This window comes from Streptomyces sp. NPDC107522 (assembly GCF_055657525.1).
Genome location: NZ_JBVKAU010000002.1, coordinates 665600 through 683821, shown reverse-complemented (window position 1 = coordinate 683821; position 18222 = coordinate 665600). Strand labels below are relative to the sequence as shown.

The following is an 18222-nucleotide window of genomic DNA, read 5'->3' as shown; positions in this document are numbered from 1 at the left end:
GTCGTCCGCCTTCACCCTCACGAAGCGATCACCGCCGCATCCTCATCGACCCCGAAACGTGATCCGCCGCCTACTTACAGGCATCCCAACCAGTCGGTATGGTGCGCCGCTGAGCCATTTCTCCCCGTTCACCTCCACGGATCCGAGCTGCAGTGGAAGGCAAGGCGATGACATACCCCGACGAGAACCGGTATCCGCCATCAGCGTCCCCGGGATGGCACCGGCCGCACACCGATCCCCAGTCGTACGGGTACGGCGCCCCTCGCCACGACGTCCCGCGCTACGACGTCCCTCGCTACGACCCGTACGGGCAGGCCACTTGGGACGAGCCGTACGCGCAGGAGGCTCCTCGGCACAGCGCCGACCTCGCCGCCCTCCGCTCGGCATACCGCCTGCTCCGCCGAGTCTCCACGCTCACCGCGCTCGGCTCCTTCGTGGTGTACGTCGTGCTGTCCTGCGGCGCCCCGGACATGATGGGGTCCAAGATCGCCGGCGAGCTGAGCCTGGGCATGGCGCTCGGGGTCCTCCAACTCGTCGTCACCTTCCTCGCGGTCTTCTGGTACGGACGCAGCGCACGACGCTCTGTGGATCCGCTGGCCCGCGCCGTCAGGGAGCAGGCGGTCAGCGCCGGCAGAAACGCCGGGGTGGCGAGATGAACGACTTCAGCGCCGGGACGCAGGCCGGCGTCCTTCTCCTGTTCACCGTTCTGGTCACCCTCACGCTGCTCATGTGCGTGATGGCGGGGCCGGACCGCGACGACCTGACGAACTTCTACACCGGCTACCGCTCGCTCACCCCGTTCAAGAACGGCCTGGCCATCGCGGGCGACTACATCTCCGCGGCCACCGTGCTGAGCACGACCGGCATCGTCGCGCTCACCGGATACGACGGCTATGTCCTCGCCGTCAGCACCGCCTTGTCGCTGGTGCTGCTGATGTTCCTGCTGGCCGAACCGCTGCGCAACGCCGGGCAGTTCACCATGGGTGACGTTCTGGCCCGCAACATGCCCGGACGGGCCGTACGGGTGGCGGCCTGCGTGGTGACGCTCTCGGCGACCGTGCCCTTTCTGATCGTCCAGCTGTCCGGGGCCGGGTCGCTGCTCACCTTCATCCTGGACCTCCCGCACGTGGCGGGCGCCAGGACGGGCAGCATCGTCATGGTCGGCAGCCTGATGATCATCTACGCGGCGCTCGGCGGTATGCGAGGCACCGCGCTCGTTCAGATGGTCAAGATCGTGTTCCTGCTCGCCACCAGCGCTGTCGTCGCCGTCCTGGTGCTGAACCGCTTCGACTGGAGCTTCGGCGACATGCTCAGGGCCGCCCAGCAGGGCAGCGGCGCCGGCCCCGCCTTCCTCCAGCAGGGCCTTCAGCTGGGCGCCTCGGCCGGTGAGCGGCTGGACTTCATCGGGTTCCAGCTCACCGTGGTCCTCGGCGTCGCCTGCCTGCCCCACATCACGATGCGTCTCTTCTCCGCGCAGGACGTGCCGGCCGTGCGCCGCTCCATGTCGTGGGCGGTCGGCACGGTCACCACGTTCTGCCTGCTCGTGATCATCATGGGTACGGGCGCGGCGGCTCTGGTCGGCTCGCAGTCCATCGTCGCGGCCGACCCGCACGGCAGGACGTCGGTGCTCATGCTGTCGCAGGCACTCGGCGGGGCGTCCGGATCCACGGGCACGACGATTCTCTACTCGGCCGTGGCGGGCATGGTCTTCATCACCCTGCTGTCGTCGGTCGCGGGAATGACCCTGGCCGCGGCGTCGTCGCTCGCCCACGACCTGTTCGCCCATGTGGCACGGCGGGGGCAGGCGGAGCCGCGTACGGAGATGACGGTGGCGGTGTGGACGAGCGTGGTCGTGGGAACCGTCGCCATCGGCCTCGCCACCCTCGTCCAGAACTGGAATGTCGGCGTGCTCACCACGCTGGCCATCTGCATCGGGGCATCGGCGGTGGCACCCGCGCTCACCTACTCCCTGTTCTGGCGGGGATTCACGCGCACCGGCCTGCTCGCGACCCTTTACGGCGGCGCGGCCTGCGCACTGGTGCTGCTGGTCCTCTCCGAGGCCGTTTCGGGCACGCCGTCCGCCCTCTTCCCCGACGCCGACTTCGCCCTGTTCCCGATGCAGTCCACCGGACTGGTCTCCGTCCCGTTCGGCTACCTGATGGGCTGGCTGGGCAGCCGCCTGGACCGCCGGCACCGCACCGCCGAAAGCCTTGAGAGCCGGCGGCTGTACGAGGAGAGCGAAGCACGGCTGCTCGCCGCAGCCGAATGACGACGGCTGCGCGGGCGGGCTACGCGGGCGGCTTCGCTGCCGCAGCCGTAGCCCGCCCCGTGGCCCAGGTGCCGTCATCTCCACGCGGTCTGCACGCCCCCGACGGCGACATCGAGAGCGCCGCACCTCAGGGCCGCCCGACGCCCCAAAGACAGCCCGTCAGGTCAGGGTCGACGGGACGATGCCGTAACGGCGCATCTTGCGGTACATCGTGGCCCGGGAGATACCGAGGTCCTGCGCGGTGCGCTGGACGTTGAAGTTGTGGTCCATCAATCCGCGCAGGATGGCGTCGCGTTCCAGCGCCTCGATGGTGGTCAGGACCTTGTGCGAGGACACCCGGCATTCCGGCGGGAGGTCTTCGGCATGGATCATCGGGCCGGAGGGCCGCCGCGCCAGCCCGCGCATCACCGACTCGAGCTGCCGGACGTTCTCCGGCCAGGGGCATCGCTGCAGCATGGTCAGGGCGTCCGGGGCGAACCCGCTTTCACCGCTCGGCCGGTACTTGCGCAGGAAGAACCGCGCCAGGTGCTCGATGTCCCCGGGGCGATGGCGCAGGGGCGGCACCTCCACCAGGGCACCGCAGAGCTGGTCATCGGTGCTGACCATCGAGGGCTGGCCGGTCAGGACCAGTTGCCCGGTGCCGGTGCCGTCCAGGTCCGTCAGCAGGTTCCTCAGCCGCTGCCGCAGCCCGTCGCCCAGCAGGTGGACGTCGCGCACGACAAGAACGTTGGACGGCACGGCGAGCAGCTCTCCGATGTCGTGCAGCCAGCCCTCGGTGACGGCCGGCGCATCGGACAGCGGCGGCTGCGTCATCTCCAGTCGGCGTCCGGCGCCGTGGGCCCGGTGCAGGGCCTCGACCAGCGTCCTCTTGCCGACACCGGCCTCGCCCAGGAGGTGCAGCGACGTCCCCGCGACGAACGCCGCCTGGCTGTCGGCGACCGCGCGCAGCCAGTTCGGGGACGAGCCCACCAGGGCCAGACCGGACCGGGCGGGCACGGCGGAAACCGCGGGTCCCGGCTGCGGGCGTCCGATCAGCCGGACTCTGAAGACGGCGCCCGCGTCGCTGTCCTCGCGCCGACAGCGACTGATCCTGAGTTCGGCGACCCGTCCGGAGGGAAGGGCGAGGCTGCGCGTCCCCTCCGTGCGGGGGCTGTCGGCGATCTCGCGGGCGTGATCGAGCAGCGCGTAGTGATCCGGCCCGGTCACCGCCATGCTGAGCTGCTCGTTCATCATGACGACATCGCGGTTCAGGGCCAGCACAGGGCCCGGACGCACCGAGGAGCACGCCTCCATGTAGTCATGGAACAGGGCCCGCTCGCGCCGGGAGGTGATCGCCTCGATCTCACCCTCGATCTGGGCCGCGACCGAGCGGGCGAAGGCCATCAGCATGCCGTCGGAGCCCTGACGGATGGTGGTGAGGTTGAAGGCCCCCAGCAGCGTGCGCCGGGTGGGATGCAGGATCGGTACGGCCGCGCAGTGGAAGTCGCGCAACGCCTCGACGTAGTGCTCCATTCCGGCGATCATGACCGGTCGGCCGCTGGCCAGCGCGGTCCCGATGCCGTTGGTGCCCACGTAGCGCTCGGCGAACACATGGCCCGGGGCCAGCCGCACGCGGTTGAGGTTCGTCGTCAGCCCCTCGTGGGAGACCTTCCGGGAGAGCACCACCCCGTTGCGGTCCGTGATCATCATGGACACCGGGTCGTCGGCGAGCTGCTCGTGCAGCCGGTCCAGGATCGGCAGCGCCGCCCTGGCGAGTGGGCTGTCGAGATTGGGGTTGTCGAGGTACGGAGCGTCGAGGCTGCCCGACTTCACCTTGTGCTCCAACGAGCGCTGCCACGAGGCCACCACGAGCGGCCGGGCGCTGGGGTCCTTGGTGACTTCGAGGTAGAGCTCTCTGGCGGCTCTCAGCGAGCTTCCTGGCTGGTGGCGGGGCATTAACACTCCCGTACTGCGCTCGTCATGTTCCCTCAATGCAGTGATTGGACCAGCCCGACGGCGTGGCGCCTACGGCGTGTATCACATTGAGACATCCACGGACGATTTCTGAGACATCGGCCTGCGAACGGCGGCCTGTGTAATCGGCGCACCACCCACCCGCCGACTCGCAGGGAGCCGCCATGAAAGCCGTGCAGGTCATCGAGTACGACGAGCCGCCCGTGCTCGTGGACGTGCCCGATCCGCAGATCACCGGCCCGCTCGATGTGATCGTGAAGATCGGGGGCGCCGGAGTGTGCCGGACCGATCTGCACATCCTCGAAGGACAGTGGAAGGACAAGAGCGGGGTCAGCCTGCCGTACACGATCGGCCACGAGAACGCCGGCTGGGTCGCGGAGGTCGGCCGGTCCGTCACTCATGTCCAGGTCGGTGACCCGGTCATCCTGCACCCGCTGTCGACGTGCGGTCTGTGCCGCGCCTGCCGGGCCGGGGACGACGTGCACTGCATGAACTCGGCCTTCCCCGGCATCGACGCCGACGGGGGTTACGCCGAGTACCTCAAGACCAGCGCCCGCTCGGTGGTGCCCCTCGCCCCGTCCCTGGAGCCGGCCTCGGTGGCGGCCCTGGCCGACGCCGGGCTGACGGCGTACCACGCCGTCGCCAAGGCGGCCCGCGTGCTGCGGCCGGGCGACCGGGCCGTGGTCATCGGCGCCGGCGGCCTCGGACACATCGGAATTCAGGTGCTGCGGGCCCTGTCGCCGGCCGAGATGATCGTCATCGACCGCAGCACGGATGCCCTGGCGCTGGCCAAGGAGCTGGGCGCCGACCACACGCTCGTCGCCGACGGAACCGAAGCCGACCGCGTACGGGACCTCACCTCGGGGCACGGGGCGGAGGCCGTCCTGGACTTCGTCGGTGAGGGAGGTGCCGTCGAGACGGGCGTGGCCTGCCTGCGCCGCAACGGCAACTACTACGTCATCGGCTACGGCGGCCACCTCCACGTGCCGACGATCGACGTCATCTCCACGGAGATCAACTTCATCGGGAACCTCGTGGGCTCCTACAACGACCTCTCCGAGCTGATGGTCCTGGCGGCCCAGGACAAGGTCACCCTGCACACCCAGCGCTACCCCCTCGCCTCCTTCCAGCAGGCCCTCGACGACCTGGACGCCGGGGCCGTACGCGGCCGAGCGATCTTGGTCCCCTGACACCGCAGGAGAAGCCCCATGCGCAGCAGACCGTACCGGGCCCTGGTCGCCGTCGCGGCCGTCGCGGCCCTGACCGCCACCGCGTGCACCGCCCAGAACCAGGCGCAGCAGAAGCCCAAGGAGAAGGCCGGGCTCTTCCAGCCCGGCTCGGTGATCAGCTACCAGAAGTACGGCAAGGACTACCCCGCCACGAAGGTCAAGGACGTCCCCGGGCCCTGCAGCTACGAATCGATCAGCCGCAAGGACTACTCCGGCCAGACACTCAAGATCATCAGCCACGCCGTTCCCGTCATCGGCGAGCCGACCCAGCTGCACGCCAAGCAGTTCGAGGACATCACCGGCGGGAAGGTCGAGGTCGTCAACGTCCCCTTCGGCGAGCTGCACCAGAAAATCCTGACGCCCCTTCAGGCGGGCCAGCCGGCGTACGACGTCATGTTCTACCCGTCCCTGTGGATCGGCGACATGGCCCCGTATCTGGCACCGGTACCGCAGGAGTACCTCGACACGCCCGGCATGAAGGACGTCACCCAGGCCTACATGGACGTGGCGACCTGGAACGGGGAGGTCGTGCAGTACCCGGTGGACGGTGACCGGCACTACCTCAAGGTCCGCACCGATGTGCTGAAGGACCCGAAGTGGAAGGCGGCCTACCAGCAGGCCACGGGCAAGGACCTGCAAGTCCCCAAGACCTGGGCCGAATACCAGCAGACAGCCGAGTTCTTCAGCGGCAAGGACCTCGACGGTGACGGCAAGCGCAACTACGGCAGTGCCGAGGTGACCAAGCGCGACGACCTGACGTTCTCCGCGTTCATCAGCCGGGCCGCGCCGTACGTGAAGAACCCGGACGTCAAGGGCGGTGTCTTCTTCGACGTCGAGACCATGGAGCCGCTGATCAACACGCCCGGCTTCGTCCGCGCCCTGGACGACATGGTGAAGGCCAAGTCCACCTGGGCACCGGGCGGCGCCAACTTCGGCCTGGGAGACGAGATCTTCTCCTTCGGAGGCGGGCAGACACTGATGTCGTACTCGTGGGACGACGCTTTCATCCAGGCCCAGCAGCCGGACAGCAGGATCCGCAACCAGGTTCAGGCGGCGCCGCTGCCGGGTTCCTCGGAGGTCTACAACCGCACCACGAAGTCGTGGGACAAGAAGGCCAACCAGGCGCCCTACTTCACGTGGGGATGGACCTCGGCGGTGGCCAAGGCTTCCAGCCACCAGCAGATGGCCTTCGACTACCTGTGCTTCTTCAGCAACGAGGCCAACACCGCCCTCGACCTGACCATCGGCCGGTTCGGGGTCAACCCGTACCGCTACGCCCACTTCGACCCGATGTTCTGGCAGGAGCAGGGCTGGGACAAGGAGGTCGCCGAGTCGTACGTGCTGACGCTCTCCGGCATGGAGAAGAGCCGCAACCGCGTCTTCGACCTGCGCGTTCCCGGTGTCAACCAGTACATGTCCGCGTTGGCCAACGGCGTCGCGTCGGCCGTGGCCGGTCAGGAGTCGCCGCAGCGGGCGCTGGACGGCGTGGCCCGGGAGTGGTCCAAGATCACCGGCCAGATAGGCAAGGACAAGGTCCAGCGCGCCTATCGCGACGTGGTCGCGCTCGAGGACAACTCCTGATCCGACCGCAGGACGCCTCGGGTGGCCGGACCGGACCGGCCGGCCACCCGGGGGCGCCCGCCCCCTTCCGCAAGGAGAACCATGGACGGCCTGCGCCGGCACAAGAGCATGTTCCTTCTGCCGGGACTGCTCACTCTCTTTCTGATCATCATTTTCCCGCTTCTGTTCACCATCCGCGTCAGCTTCTCGGGCTGGAACGTCAGCAACCCCTCCATGGACTTCATCGGAGGGGCCAACTACACCGCCGTGCTGCACGACAGACGCTTCTGGGCGTCCATCACCCGGCTGGTCCTGCTGGCGGGCGGCACGGTCCTGATCCAGTACGTCATCGGGTTCGGCATGGCCCTGCTGGTCTGGCGCGAGGTACGCGGCCGCAGATTCTGGCGGGTGCTGTTCCTCGTCCCCATGATGACCACGCCCGTGGTGATGGCCGCCATCTGGCAGACGATCTTCCATGAGTCGCTGGGGCCGGCGAACGATCTGCTGGACGTGCTGGGCCTGACCCGGATCCCCTGGCTCACCGAGTCCGGGCCTGCGCTGATCGCGCTGATGACGGTCGAGGTCTGGCAGTGGACGCCCTTCATGTTCCTGTTGCTGCTCGCTGGTCTGCTGAGCCTGCCGAAGGAGCCGTTCATGGCCGCCGCGATCGACGGCGCGGGCATCTGGCGCACCTTCTGGAAGGTGACCTTCCCGCTGATGGCGCCGGTCTCGGTCGCGGCGGTCGTCATCCGGCTGATCGAGGCGTCCAAGCTCTCCGACAGCGTCTATGTACTGACCTCCGGCGGGCCGGGCTCCTCCACGGAAACCCCGGGCTACTACCTCTACATCCAGGGGCTCAGGGACCAGCAGACCGGATACAGCGGCGCGATGTCCCTGCTCTACCTGGTGCTGATGAGCGTGACGCTCACGGTCGTCGCCGCCCTGCTCACCAGGGCCTTCAAGCTGAAGGGGGCCTCATGAGGTCACGCCTTTATCCCGTGTTCAAGTACACCGTGATCGCACTGTGGGCCTGCTTCGTCGCGGGACCGTTCTTCTGGGCGATGACGACCAGCTTCAAGAACGCCAACGCGGTCCAGGGCGGTCCCACTTACCTCCCCTGGGCGCAGTACGAGCCCACCCTCACCGGCTGGCGCAACATCTTCGGCGGAGCCGGCGGTGTCGATGTGATCCGTCCCTTCGTCAACAGCGCGATCGTCACCATCGCCGCATCCGCCATCAGCCTGGCCCTGGGATCTCTGGCCGCCTACGCACTGTCCCGCTACCGCTTCAGGCTGGGCTTCATCAAGAACAGCGACATCGTCTTCTTCTTCGTCTCCCAACGGATCATGCCGCCGGTCGTGCTGGTGATCCCCTTCTTCTACCTGCTGCAGTGGGGCGGCCTCCTGGACAGCATCCCCGGCCTGGTCATCGTGACGGTCGCCCTGCTGCTGCCCATCGCGGTCTGGGTGATGGTGGACTTCTTCAACGGCATCCCGCGGGAGATCGACGAGATGGCGATGCTGGACGGCTGCGGCCCGTTCCAGACCTTCGTCCGGGCGATCCTGCCGAACTCCCTGCCCGGGCTGACTGTGGCGGCGATGTTCTGCGCCGTGTTCGGCTGGAACGACTTCTTCTTCGCCTTCCGGCTGACCTTCACCGAGGTCCAGACCCTGCCCCAGGCGGTCGTCGCCCTCAACTCCTCCATTCCGCCGTGGTGGACGCTGTCCGCCGCCGCGCTCTTCGGTGTGACACCGCTGGTCCTGCTCGCCATCTGGGTGGAGCGCTATCTGTCCAAGGGGAACCTGTCGGGAGCCGTCCGATGAACCTGACCGCCACTGATCTGTGCCTGAGCGTCGACGGCGTCGACCACCTCAAGAACGTGACCGCCACCTTCCGACCGGGGCGGCTCCACACCGTCATCGGCCGGACCATGGCCGGAAAGACGACGCTGCTGCGGGTCCTGGCCGGCTTGCAGAAGGTGGATTCCGGCTCCCTGACGAGGGCGGGCGCGGACTTCCTGAAGACACCGGTCTGGCGGCGCGACACCGCCATGGTCTACCAGCAGTTCATCAACTACCCGCATCTCGACGTGTTCCGCAATGTGGCCTTTCCGCTGAAGCGGGCCGGGCTGTCGCGGGAGGAGATCGAGCAACGGGTCCGGCAGAGCCTGGCGCGTGTCGGGCTCGCGGACTTCGAGAGGCGCAAGCCGTCCCAGCTCTCCGGCGGCCAGCAGCAGCGCGTCGCGATGGCCCGCGCTCTGGCGCGCGGTACCGGCGTGCTGCTGCTCGACGAGCCGCTGGCGAACCTGGACTACAAGTTGCGGGAACAACTGCGCGACGAATTCAAGACCCTCTTCTCGGACCGGGGGGACACGATCGTCATCTACACGACCACCGAACCCGCCGAGGCGATGATGCTCGGGGATGTCGTGCTGGTCATGCACGAGGGGCGGATCCTCCAGACCGGCACCCCGCAGGAGGTCTTCGAACGCCCGGCGACCACCACGGTGGCGTCCATCATCAACGACCCGCCCATGAACATCTTCGCGGGCCGGATCGAGGGCGGGCAGGTGACGGTGGCCGGCTTCCAGGCCACACATGTCTCCGCGCACCTGGCCGATCTGCCCGACGGGGCCTACCAGTTCGGACTGCGCGCCACGGACGTCGGCCTGGCCTCCGGCGGAGTCGAGGGCGAGGTCACCTTCGTGGAGATCTCCGGTTCCGAGACCTTCGTCCACGTGGTCGTCGGCGAGAGCCCCTTCGTCGTACAGATCGAGGGCATCCACGACCTCGCCCTCGGCGACCTGGTCGAACTACGGCTCCGTCCAGACCGGCTGTTCGCCTTCGACGAGCACGGAACGCTCGTGCGGACACCCTCGTACGATCTCGCTTCAGTGGAAGGGCGTTGACATGGCGCAGTTGGACATCGTCGACGTCGGGCACGCCTACGCGCCGGGGGTCGAAGAGGAGCGGTGGGCTCTCAAGCCGCTGAACCTGACCTTCGAGTCCGGCAGGACGTACGCGCTGGTCGGCCCCTCGGGCTGCGGCAAGACGACGCTGCTGAACATCTTGTCCGGTCTGGTCAGGCCGTCCCAGGGGCGGGTGCTGTTCGACGGGGCCGACGTCACCGCCCTGCCCACGAAGGCCCGCAACATCGCCCAGGTCTTCCAGTTCCCCGTCATCTACAGGTCGATGACGGTCTACGACAACCTCGCCTTCCCGCTGCAGTGCCGAGGCTGGGACCGGGCGAGGATCGACGCCAAGGTCCGGCAGGTCGCCGAGGCACTGGACCTGCACGGCCGGCTGAGGCAGCCCGCCCGCGGGCTCACCGCCGACGACAAGCAGCTGATCTCCCTCGGCCGCGGCCTGGTCCGGGACGACGTCGCGGCCGTACTGATGGACGAGCCGCTCACCGTCATCGACCCGCAGCTGAAGCACCTGCTGCGGCGCAAGGTCCGGGAGATCACCGAGCAGTTCAGGCCTACCGTGATCTATGTGACGCACGATCAGTACGAGGCGATGAGCTTCGCGCAGGAAGTGCTGGTGATGAAGGACGGCCGTGCCGTGCAGCAGGGCACGCCGGAGCAGCTCTTCGAAGCTCCCTCGTCCAGCTACGTCGGCTACTTCATCGGCTCACCGGCGATGAACTTCCTGGTCGTGGGCCACGGCGACGGATCCCTCGCGCTGGGTGGCCGGACGCTGTCCGCCGCCTGGGACATCCCGCACGGCACGAGCGAAGTCCAGGTGGGCGTCCGGCCCGAGTATGTCAAGATCGTCACGGATCCCGGTCCCAACACCTTCCCCGGCAGGCTGCGGGGCGTCACGGATCATGGCGCGCACCGCGTGCTCGAGGTGGAGGTGGCCGGGCAGCTCTTGAGGACCAAGACGCCTCGGGAGGAGGGAGTCCCGGCGTGCGAGGAGGTCCTGGTCCATCTGCCGCGCGCCAAGGTCCTTCCTTACGCGGACGGTCAGTTGGTACTCCAGTCGTAATGACCTTCATCAAAGGAATCCCGATGATCTTCATCACCGCCAAGTTCCGAGTCCGTCCCGAGCACGCCGACCGCTGGCCCGAGATCACGGCTGACTTCACCCGGGCCACGCGCGCCGAACCCGGCTGCCTGTGGTTCGACTGGTCGCGCAGTGTGGCGGACCCGACGGAGTACGTCCTGGTCGAGGCCTTCCGCGACGACGAGGCCGGGGCCGCGCACGTGCAGTCCGCGCATTTCAAGGCCGCGCAGCAGACGCTGCCGCCCCATCTGGTCGAGACGCCGCGCATCGTCAACGCGACCGTTCCGCAGCACGACTGGTCGCTGCTGGGCGAGATGGCGGTTGCCGACCAGGAGTAGCAGGGCCTGGGGCGGTCAGGTGAACGTGCCGGCCAGTGACTGCTCGGTCCAGACGGTCTTGCCCTCGCGGGTGTAGCGGGCGCCCCAGCGTTCGGCCATCTGGGCCACCAGGAACAGGCCGCGCCCGCCCTCGTCGGTGGTGCGGGCGTGGCGCAGATGGGGTGAGGTGTGGCTGGTGTCGCTGACCTCGCAGACCAGATGCCGTTCCCGGATCAGCCGCAGCGTGGCGGGGCCGCCGGCGTAGCGGTAGACGTTGGTGACCAGTTCGCTGGCGATCAACTCGGTCGTGAACGCCAGGTGTTCCAGGCCCCATTCGCTCAGCTTGGCCGAGGTCAGTGCGCGGGCGCGGGCGGCGCTGGCGGGCTCCAGCGGCAGACTCCAGGAAGCGACATCGTCCGGTGGCAGCATGCGGGTGCGGGCGATCAGCAACGCGACGTCGTCGCCGGGGCGCGCGGGCACGAGCGAGTCGACCACCGCCTGGCAGGTGCGTTCCAGCGCGTCCGCGGGGCGGGTGAGCGCCGCGCACAGCTTGGTCAGGCCGACATCGGCGTCGATGTGGCGTTCGCCGATGAGTCCGTTGGTGTACAGGCACAGCAGGCTTCCCTCGGCCAGTTCGACGTCGCGGGCCTCGAACGGCAGGCCGCCCAGGCCGAGCGGTGGGCCGGCGGGCAGGTCCAGCGCGGCCACCTGTCCGTCCGGGGCGGTGACCACCGGCGGCGGGTGGCCGGCGCGGGCCACGGAGCACCGCCCGGAGACCGGGTCGTACACGGCGTACAGACAGGTGGCGCCGACGACCTGCTCCCCCACCGGCCGTTCGCCGGCCGCTTCCTGTTCGGCCGCCAGCAGCAGGACCAGATCGTCCAGGCGGGAGAGGACCTCGTCCGGTTCCAGATCGAGACTGGCGAGTGTGTGTACGGCGGTCCGCAGCCGGCCCATCGTGGCGGCCGCGTGGATGCCGCGTCCCACCACGTCGCCGACGACGAGGGCGACCCGGGCCCCGGACAGGGGAATGACATCGAACCAGTCCCCGCCCAGGCCCGGGGCCGCGCTGGCCGGCAGATAGCGCAGGGCCACCTCGACGGCCGACTGGTCCGGAACCGTCCGGGGCAGCAGGCTGCTCTGCAGGGCGAACGCGGTCTGCTGCTGCTGGGTGAAGCGCCGGGCGTTGTCGATGGCGACGGCGGCGCGCGAGGCGAGTTCCTGGGCCAGGGTGAGATCGTCCGCCTCGAAGGGATCGGGGCGGCGCGAACGCCACAGGGTCATCACGCCCAGCACCAGGCCCCGCGCGGAAACAGGGACGACGATCAATGAGTGGGCGCTGAGCTCCGGAGCGTGGGCTCCCTGGCGGCCGTGCGTCGAGAACCACTCGGGTGGCAGAACCGGTTCCAGGACGGGCTCGCCCTCGGCCAGGCATCTGGCCTGGGGTGTGTCAGGCCCGAACTCCACCGGTACGCCGTGCGGATGGGGCGGGCCGGTCTGCTGGGCGCCGACGCCGTAGACGCCCACGCGTACCACCGGCTCTGCCAGCGCCTGCGCCAGCTCCTCACCGCGCGTCACCGACTGCAGCAGGTCCACCGACGCATGGTCGGCGAGGTGGGGCACCATCACCTCGGCCAGCTCCCGGGCGGTCTCCGCCACGTCGAGGGTGGTGCCGATACGGCTGCCGGCCTGGTCGAGGAGCGCGAGCCGGCGCTGGGCCCGATGGCGCTCGGTGATGTCCTCGATCATCTCGGCCACACCAAGGATGCGGCCCGAGGCATCCTCCATGGGGAAGGACGAGACCATCGCGACCCGCTCCCGTGCCGGATCCCACTCCAGGCGGACGAACTGTTCGGAGTAGACCGCCGGCCTTCCGGTCTCCATCACCTGGCGCACCCGGTCCACGGCCCTGCGGGCGTCGTCGGGGACGAGGAAACAGCCGGTGGGCAGCCCCCGGAACTGTGCCGCCGGGACGCCGCTGAAGCGTTCGATGGCCCGGTTGACCCGCAGAAGCCTCAGATCGGGGCCGTGGACGACCAGACCGATCGGGCACCGGCGGTACAACCCCTCGAGCACGGCGCGGTCCCTTTGCCACTCCAGGACGTCGACCACGGGTGCACCCGCGAGAAACCACTCACGGATGTGGCCGTCACGCGAGAGCGCATGGGCCCTGAGCCCCAGCTCCACCAGCCGCCCGTCGCGGTGCCGCACGTTGAGCACCCCGAACCAGCCGCCGGCGCTCCTGCAACTCGCCGCGGCATCCCTGACCGCCGGCAGATCGCTGGGATCGACGAGGACCTCGAACGCCGGGCGACCGATCACGGCTGTGTCCGGATGGCCGAGCAGTTCCTGGGCCCGCCGGTTCCATCCGACCACGGTTCCCCGGTCGTCGAGCACCGCCAAGGCGGCGAGATGCAGGGCGAACGGATCGTCGTGGTCGCTGAGCTCCGTCATCCGCTTCTCCACCGCTGGACACCACCTTGTCCCCGGTCGCCGACGTTCCAGGCCGGTGGCTGGACGTTCCGCACCACGCGCTCACCTGCTGATGCCTTGTAAGCCTATTGAACCCGTGAGACCGCGGCCTCGCCCGCGACGTGACGCGGGTGGCGGACACGCTCGTCACGGCAGGCACCGTGCCCGCTCATGGAGCAGGTGCTGCCGGGCCTCGGTGAGGTGTCCTCAGCTCGCGTGCCGCCAAGGCCCAGCTGAGCTCCACCAGGGTGTCCGGAGCGTCCAGGCTCATGCCGGTCAGCTCCTCGAAACGGCGCAGCCGGTAGCGGACGGTGTTGACGTGGACGTGCGCGCTGCGGGCGACCTCGCGGATGTGCCGTCCCTTCTCCAGGTATCCCCGCACCGAGTCCTCGATGAGTGCTCCGAACTCGCCCTCCGCCTCCAGGGGGCGCAGACAGCGGTCGAGCAGCAACTCGGCGAGTTCGGGTTCGGCGACGACGGCCACCCGCCAGGACAGGTCGCCCAGGTCGTACACGCCGCGCAGACCGTAGGCGCGGGCGGCGTCCAGCAGCCTGCCGGCGGCACGGAAGGAGTGGTGCGCCGCGGCGAGGTCCGTCGGCGGGCCGAGCCCCGCCGTCACCTCCAGGTCGCCGGTCTCCGGCTTCGCCTCGACGACCCCGGCGACGGCCTCGTCCAGCACGGTGAGCAGCGCGCCTCGACCGCTCCCCCGGCCGTGGGATGCCAGCGAGCGTTCCAGGACGTCCGGACCGACGTTGCCGTGGGGCACGGCTCTGATGGCCCGGTACGGCCGCGAAAGGTCGAGTCCGTAGATCGCCGCACCGCTGTGGATCTGCGCGGCGCTCAGCGTCCCGTAGAGCAGTCCCCGCAGGAAGTCGGCGCGGCGGCGGGCGTCGGACAGGGCCGAGGCGACCTCCGCCTGCCGGTGTACGGCGGCGATCCGCACGCTCGCGACGTCCGCGAGCTCCCACAGGCACGTGGTGCGGTCGATGACGAGGCCGCGGTCCAGACCGCGTTCGCTCGCCTCGGCGAGGAACAGATCCCGTATCGCGCTCAACGCCCGGCGAAAGGCCCGGAGCCCGTCGCTGAGCGGCACGCCTCGCGCGGCCCGGTCCCGGGCCACGTCGGCTTCGTCGAAGTCCTCCGGAGCGGGCACCGTTCCCTCGCGCAGCACCGTGAGAGCCCGCTGGAAGTGCCGATGCCAGATCTGGTCCAGGAGTTCGCGCGGGACGGCGCGGTAGGACGGGATGTGCTCGGCCAGATCCGCGTGCAACCGCCCGCCCACATGGCTCTGCTGCGCGGCCATCGCGGCGATGACCCGTTCGAGGGGCGCCGCCGCGCCCGGCTCTCCGCGCATGGGCCTGACCCCACCCTTCCGGCACCGGCCGTTGTGCGAGTGAACAATATGCGGCCCTGCCGCCTTGGCCGGGGAGCCGTCGACAAGCCGCGGCCGCCGAAAGCACAGTGGCACGGCGGCAAAAGGCGCCCGCATCGACGCGCACGCGACCAGGCGCCGATCGGCCGTTTGCAGAGCCGCCCTCGCGCCGCCGCCCCACCCCGACGACTCGCGCCACCGCCCCATCCCGACGAACCGTGCGGAGACCGCCATGACCGACGAGCTCCATCACCGCCCCCACCACGCAGCCCCGGCCACCGGCCCGCGCCTCGCGCCGCTGCCCGAGGACGGCGGGGATCCGTCCACCCGGGAACTGCTCGCCCTGATTCCCCGGGACGCCGACGGCCACCTCGCCAACATCTTCACCACCTTGGTACGCCACCCCGCCCTCTTCCGGCACTTCCTGCCGTTCGGCAGCCATCTGCTGCGCGACGGCCGTCTCCCGCACCGGACCCGGGAACTGCTCATCCTGCGCACCGCGTACAACACCCGGGCCGCTTACGAATGGGGACGGCATGTACCGCTGGCCCGGGCTGCCGGGGTCACCGACGAGGAGATCCGGCGGGTCGGCGCGGGCCCGGACGCACAGGGCTGGACGCCGGCCGACGCCCGTCTGCTGCGCGCCGCCGACGAACTCCACCGAGACGCACGGCTTTCCGCGGCCACCTGGTCCGCACTCGCCGCCGACCACGACGAGGCACAGCTGATCGAGATCACCATGCTCGTCGGTCAGTACCACATGGTCGCGTTCTTCCTGAACTCCGCCGGTACCCGGCTCGAGCCCGACTTCGCGTCGGAAACCCTTCCCGCGCCCACCGGGTCCGGCGCGGACGCGGCGGAGGGGGCGGACGGCGATGCCTGAGCTCCGGCACCCCGCGACCCACCCGGCCGGCCTGCTGACCGGCCGCAACGTCCTGGTCATCGGAGCGGGCACCCGCCCCAGCGACGATCCGAAGGCCCCGGTGGGCAACGGGCGGGCGGTGGCCGTGCTCGCCGCCCGCGAGGGAGCCTCCGTGGCCTGCGCCGACGTCTCCCCCTCCGCCGCCGCGGCCACCGCCGCCCTGGTCGGTGAGGAGGGCGCCCGTGGCCTGCCCGTGGTCGGTGACGCCACGGCTCCCGGCCAGTCCTCGGCCATGGTCGCCGAAGCCCTCCGTGAACTGGGCTCGCTCGACGCGCTCGTGGTCAACGTCGGCATCGGCCTCGGCGCGGGCCTGGCGGAGACCTCACCGCAGCAGTGGGAACGCGTGCTCTCGCTCAATCTGGGCGCCCCCTTCCTCGCCGCCAAGTACGCGTTGCCCGTGATCGCCGACGGAGGATCGATCGTCTTCGTCGGTTCGGTGGCCGGGCTGCGCGCGGCGACCGACTCGCCCGCCTACGACAGTTCCAAGGCGGGCCTGTTCGGTCTCACCCGGCATGTCGCCAAGGAGGGCGGGCCGCGCGGGATCCGCGCCAACCTGGTCGTCCCGGGCCTGATCGACACCCCGATGGGCCGCGAGGCCTCGGCCCGGCGGGCGTCGCGTTCCACCTCGTTCACCCGCATACCGCTCGGCCGCCAGGGCACCGCCTGGGAGGTGGCCGACGCCGTCACCTTCCTGCTCTCCGACCGCGCCTCCTACATCACCGGGCAGAGCCTGGTGGTGGACGGAGGGTTGAACGCCGTCTGAGTACGAAGGCACGTGTGCTGACAGGGCGGGGGCGGTCCCCACGGGTCGGGCATCGACCGGGACCGCCCCCGCCGGCTCACTTGGCCACCGGGCCGAACTCCTTTCGGGTGTCCACCGGCTTGCCGAACACCTGCCACCGCTCGCCCTTGAACCGCATCAGCTGCATCGTCTCGATCGGGAAGGCGTCGTCGGCCCCGGTGGAGAGGGTGACCCCGGGCAGCAGCATGTCCACCTTGACGTCGTTCAGGTCGCGCACCGCGTCCCGCAGGCCCTCCCTGGTCGGGCACTTCATCGCGTCGAGCGCCTTGTGCAGGCTGGAGGCGGCGGCCCAGCCGTAGGCGTTGAACTGGTTGGCCGGGTCGGAGTCGGGCGCGTACTTGTGGAGCGCGTCCGTGTACGTCTTCATCTCCGGGTCGTCGGCCCACTGCGGGTCGGCGGGGTCCTTGAAGTACGTCGCCGAGACCACGCCCTGGACGTTCTTGAACCCGACGGGCTTGAGTACGGCGGCGGACGAGGACACGTTGTTGACGATGTGCAGCGGGTTCCACTTGGTGTTCTTCGCGTCGGCGGCGAGGGCCTGGCTGCCGAACTTGGGCGTGGTGATGTTGAGCAGCACGTCCGCCTTCGAGCGGGCGAGGCTCGTCATCTGCGCCGAGACGGAGGGGTCGGTGACCTCGTAGCTCTCCTCGGCGACGACCTTGATACCGCTGTCGGCGACGGCCTCCTTGAACCCGCCGAGCAGGTCCTTGCCGAAGTCGTCGTTCTGGAACAGGACCGCGACCTTGGCCTTCGGCTTCTCGTCCTTGAGGTACTTGGCGTACACCCGCGCCTCGGAGACGTAGTTGGGCTGCCAGCCGATGGTCCACGGGTGCTTGTCGTCCGTGCCCCAGACGGAGGCGCCCGTGGCGACGAAGGGCTGCGGCACCTTGCGCTGGTTGAGGTAGTCCCAGACGGCTGCCGTGGACGGGGTGCCCAGGCTCTGGAAGACGGCGAAGACCTTCTCCCGCTCGACCAGTCTGCGGGCCTCCTCGACCGCCTTGGGCGGCTGGTAGCCGTCGTCACGGACGACGAACTCGACCTTGCGGCCGTCTATGCCGCCGTTGTCGTTGACGTGGTCGAAGTAGGCGGTCACGCCCTTGCTGATGGTGCCGTAGGCGGAGGCGGGTCCCGACAGCGGGTAGATGCCGCCCAGCTTGATGGTCTTGTCGGTGATGCCGGTGGTCTGCTGGCCCTTGCAGGCGCCATCGGCGGCGGTGTCCTGGGAGTCCTGCCCGCGCTGGCTGCTGCAGGCGGTCGCGGTGAGCAGGGCGGCGGCAGCGGCCGCGGCCGCCCGCACAGCGGTGGTCTTGCGCATGTGA

15 protein-coding genes are annotated in these 18222 nt (G+C 69.6%); 11 read left to right on the top strand and 4 right to left on the bottom strand.

Going from position 1 to position 18222, the window contains the following annotated elements; all coding sequences use genetic code 11:
* Positions 1-167 precede the first annotated feature (167 nt).
* Together ACZ7L6_RS08385 and ACZ7L6_RS08380 are read left to right on the top strand one after the other, a co-directional pair.
* Positions 168-656, top strand: coding sequence for a DUF485 domain-containing protein (locus ACZ7L6_RS08385; RefSeq protein WP_471921205.1), 489 nt, complete (start codon positions 168-170; stop codon positions 654-656).
* The gene (locus ACZ7L6_RS08380; RefSeq protein ID WP_471921204.1) at positions 653-2269 is read left to right on the top strand and encodes a sodium/solute symporter; all 1617 of its coding nucleotides are present in this window, start codon (positions 653-655) and stop codon (positions 2267-2269) included. The genes ACZ7L6_RS08385 and ACZ7L6_RS08380 overlap by 4 nt, the downstream gene beginning before the upstream one ends.
* 159 nt (positions 2270-2428) lie before the next feature.
* Here the strand turns inward: ACZ7L6_RS08380 and ACZ7L6_RS08375 are convergent, their stop codons facing one another.
* A complete protein-coding gene (locus ACZ7L6_RS08375) occupies positions 2429-4204 on the bottom strand; it encodes a sigma-54-dependent Fis family transcriptional regulator (RefSeq protein ID WP_471921203.1) in 1776 nt (591 codons plus the stop codon).
* Between the two features lie 182 nt (positions 4205-4386).
* Between ACZ7L6_RS08375 and ACZ7L6_RS08370 the strand changes: the two genes are divergently transcribed.
* From ACZ7L6_RS08370 to ACZ7L6_RS08340, 7 genes are all read left to right on the top strand, one after another.
* The gene (locus tag ACZ7L6_RS08370; RefSeq protein WP_471921202.1) at positions 4387-5412 is read left to right on the top strand and encodes an NAD(P)-dependent alcohol dehydrogenase; all 1026 of its coding nucleotides are present in this window, start codon (positions 4387-4389) and stop codon (positions 5410-5412) included.
* A gap of 18 nt (positions 5413-5430) precedes the next feature.
* Complete coding sequence (locus tag ACZ7L6_RS08365) at positions 5431-7032, top strand: ABC transporter substrate-binding protein (RefSeq protein ID WP_471921201.1); 1602 nt, start codon at positions 5431-5433, stop codon at positions 7030-7032.
* 81 nt (positions 7033-7113) lie between these two features.
* On the top strand, positions 7114-7992 hold the full coding sequence (locus ACZ7L6_RS08360; RefSeq protein WP_471921200.1) for a carbohydrate ABC transporter permease: 879 nt from the start codon (positions 7114-7116) through the stop codon (positions 7990-7992).
* A complete protein-coding gene (locus ACZ7L6_RS08355) occupies positions 7989-8834 on the top strand; it encodes a carbohydrate ABC transporter permease (protein ID WP_471921199.1) in 846 nt (281 codons plus the stop codon). Before ACZ7L6_RS08360 ends, ACZ7L6_RS08355 begins: the two co-directional genes overlap by 4 nt.
* Positions 8831-9919: an ABC transporter ATP-binding protein gene (locus tag ACZ7L6_RS08350; protein ID WP_471921198.1), complete on the top strand. Its 1089-nt coding sequence runs from the start codon at positions 8831-8833 to the stop codon at positions 9917-9919. Before ACZ7L6_RS08355 ends, ACZ7L6_RS08350 begins: the two co-directional genes overlap by 4 nt.
* A gap of 1 nt (position 9920) precedes the next feature.
* On the top strand, positions 9921-11000 hold the full coding sequence (locus ACZ7L6_RS08345; RefSeq protein WP_471921197.1) for an ABC transporter ATP-binding protein: 1080 nt from the start codon (positions 9921-9923) through the stop codon (positions 10998-11000).
* Between the two features lie 23 nt (positions 11001-11023).
* Positions 11024-11356, top strand: coding sequence for a putative quinol monooxygenase (locus tag ACZ7L6_RS08340; protein ID WP_471921196.1), 333 nt, complete (start codon positions 11024-11026; stop codon positions 11354-11356).
* A 15-nt stretch (positions 11357-11371) separates the two neighbouring features.
* Here the strand turns inward: ACZ7L6_RS08340 and ACZ7L6_RS08335 are convergent, their stop codons facing one another.
* Positions 11372-13789, bottom strand: coding sequence for a SpoIIE family protein phosphatase (locus tag ACZ7L6_RS08335; protein WP_471921195.1), 2418 nt, complete (start codon positions 13787-13789; stop codon positions 11372-11374).
* A 187-nt stretch (positions 13790-13976) separates the two neighbouring features.
* Positions 13977-15161 (bottom strand): PucR family transcriptional regulator, encoded by a 1185-nt coding sequence (locus tag ACZ7L6_RS08330; protein ID WP_471921194.1) that lies wholly within the window; start codon positions 15159-15161, stop codon positions 13977-13979.
* A 250-nt stretch (positions 15162-15411) separates the two neighbouring features.
* Between ACZ7L6_RS08330 and ACZ7L6_RS08325 the strand changes: the two genes are divergently transcribed.
* Complete coding sequence (locus ACZ7L6_RS08325) at positions 15412-16062, top strand: carboxymuconolactone decarboxylase family protein (protein WP_471921193.1); 651 nt, start codon at positions 15412-15414, stop codon at positions 16060-16062.
* On the top strand, positions 16055-16864 hold the full coding sequence (locus tag ACZ7L6_RS08320) for an SDR family NAD(P)-dependent oxidoreductase (RefSeq protein WP_471921192.1): 810 nt from the start codon (positions 16055-16057) through the stop codon (positions 16862-16864). Before ACZ7L6_RS08325 ends, ACZ7L6_RS08320 begins: the two co-directional genes overlap by 8 nt.
* 76 nt (positions 16865-16940) lie before the next feature.
* Here ACZ7L6_RS08320 and ACZ7L6_RS08315 read toward each other — a convergent pair whose 3' ends face one another.
* Positions 16941-18218, bottom strand: coding sequence for an ABC transporter substrate-binding protein (locus ACZ7L6_RS08315; RefSeq protein WP_471921191.1), 1278 nt, complete (start codon positions 18216-18218; stop codon positions 16941-16943).
* Positions 18219-18222 lie beyond the last annotated feature (4 nt).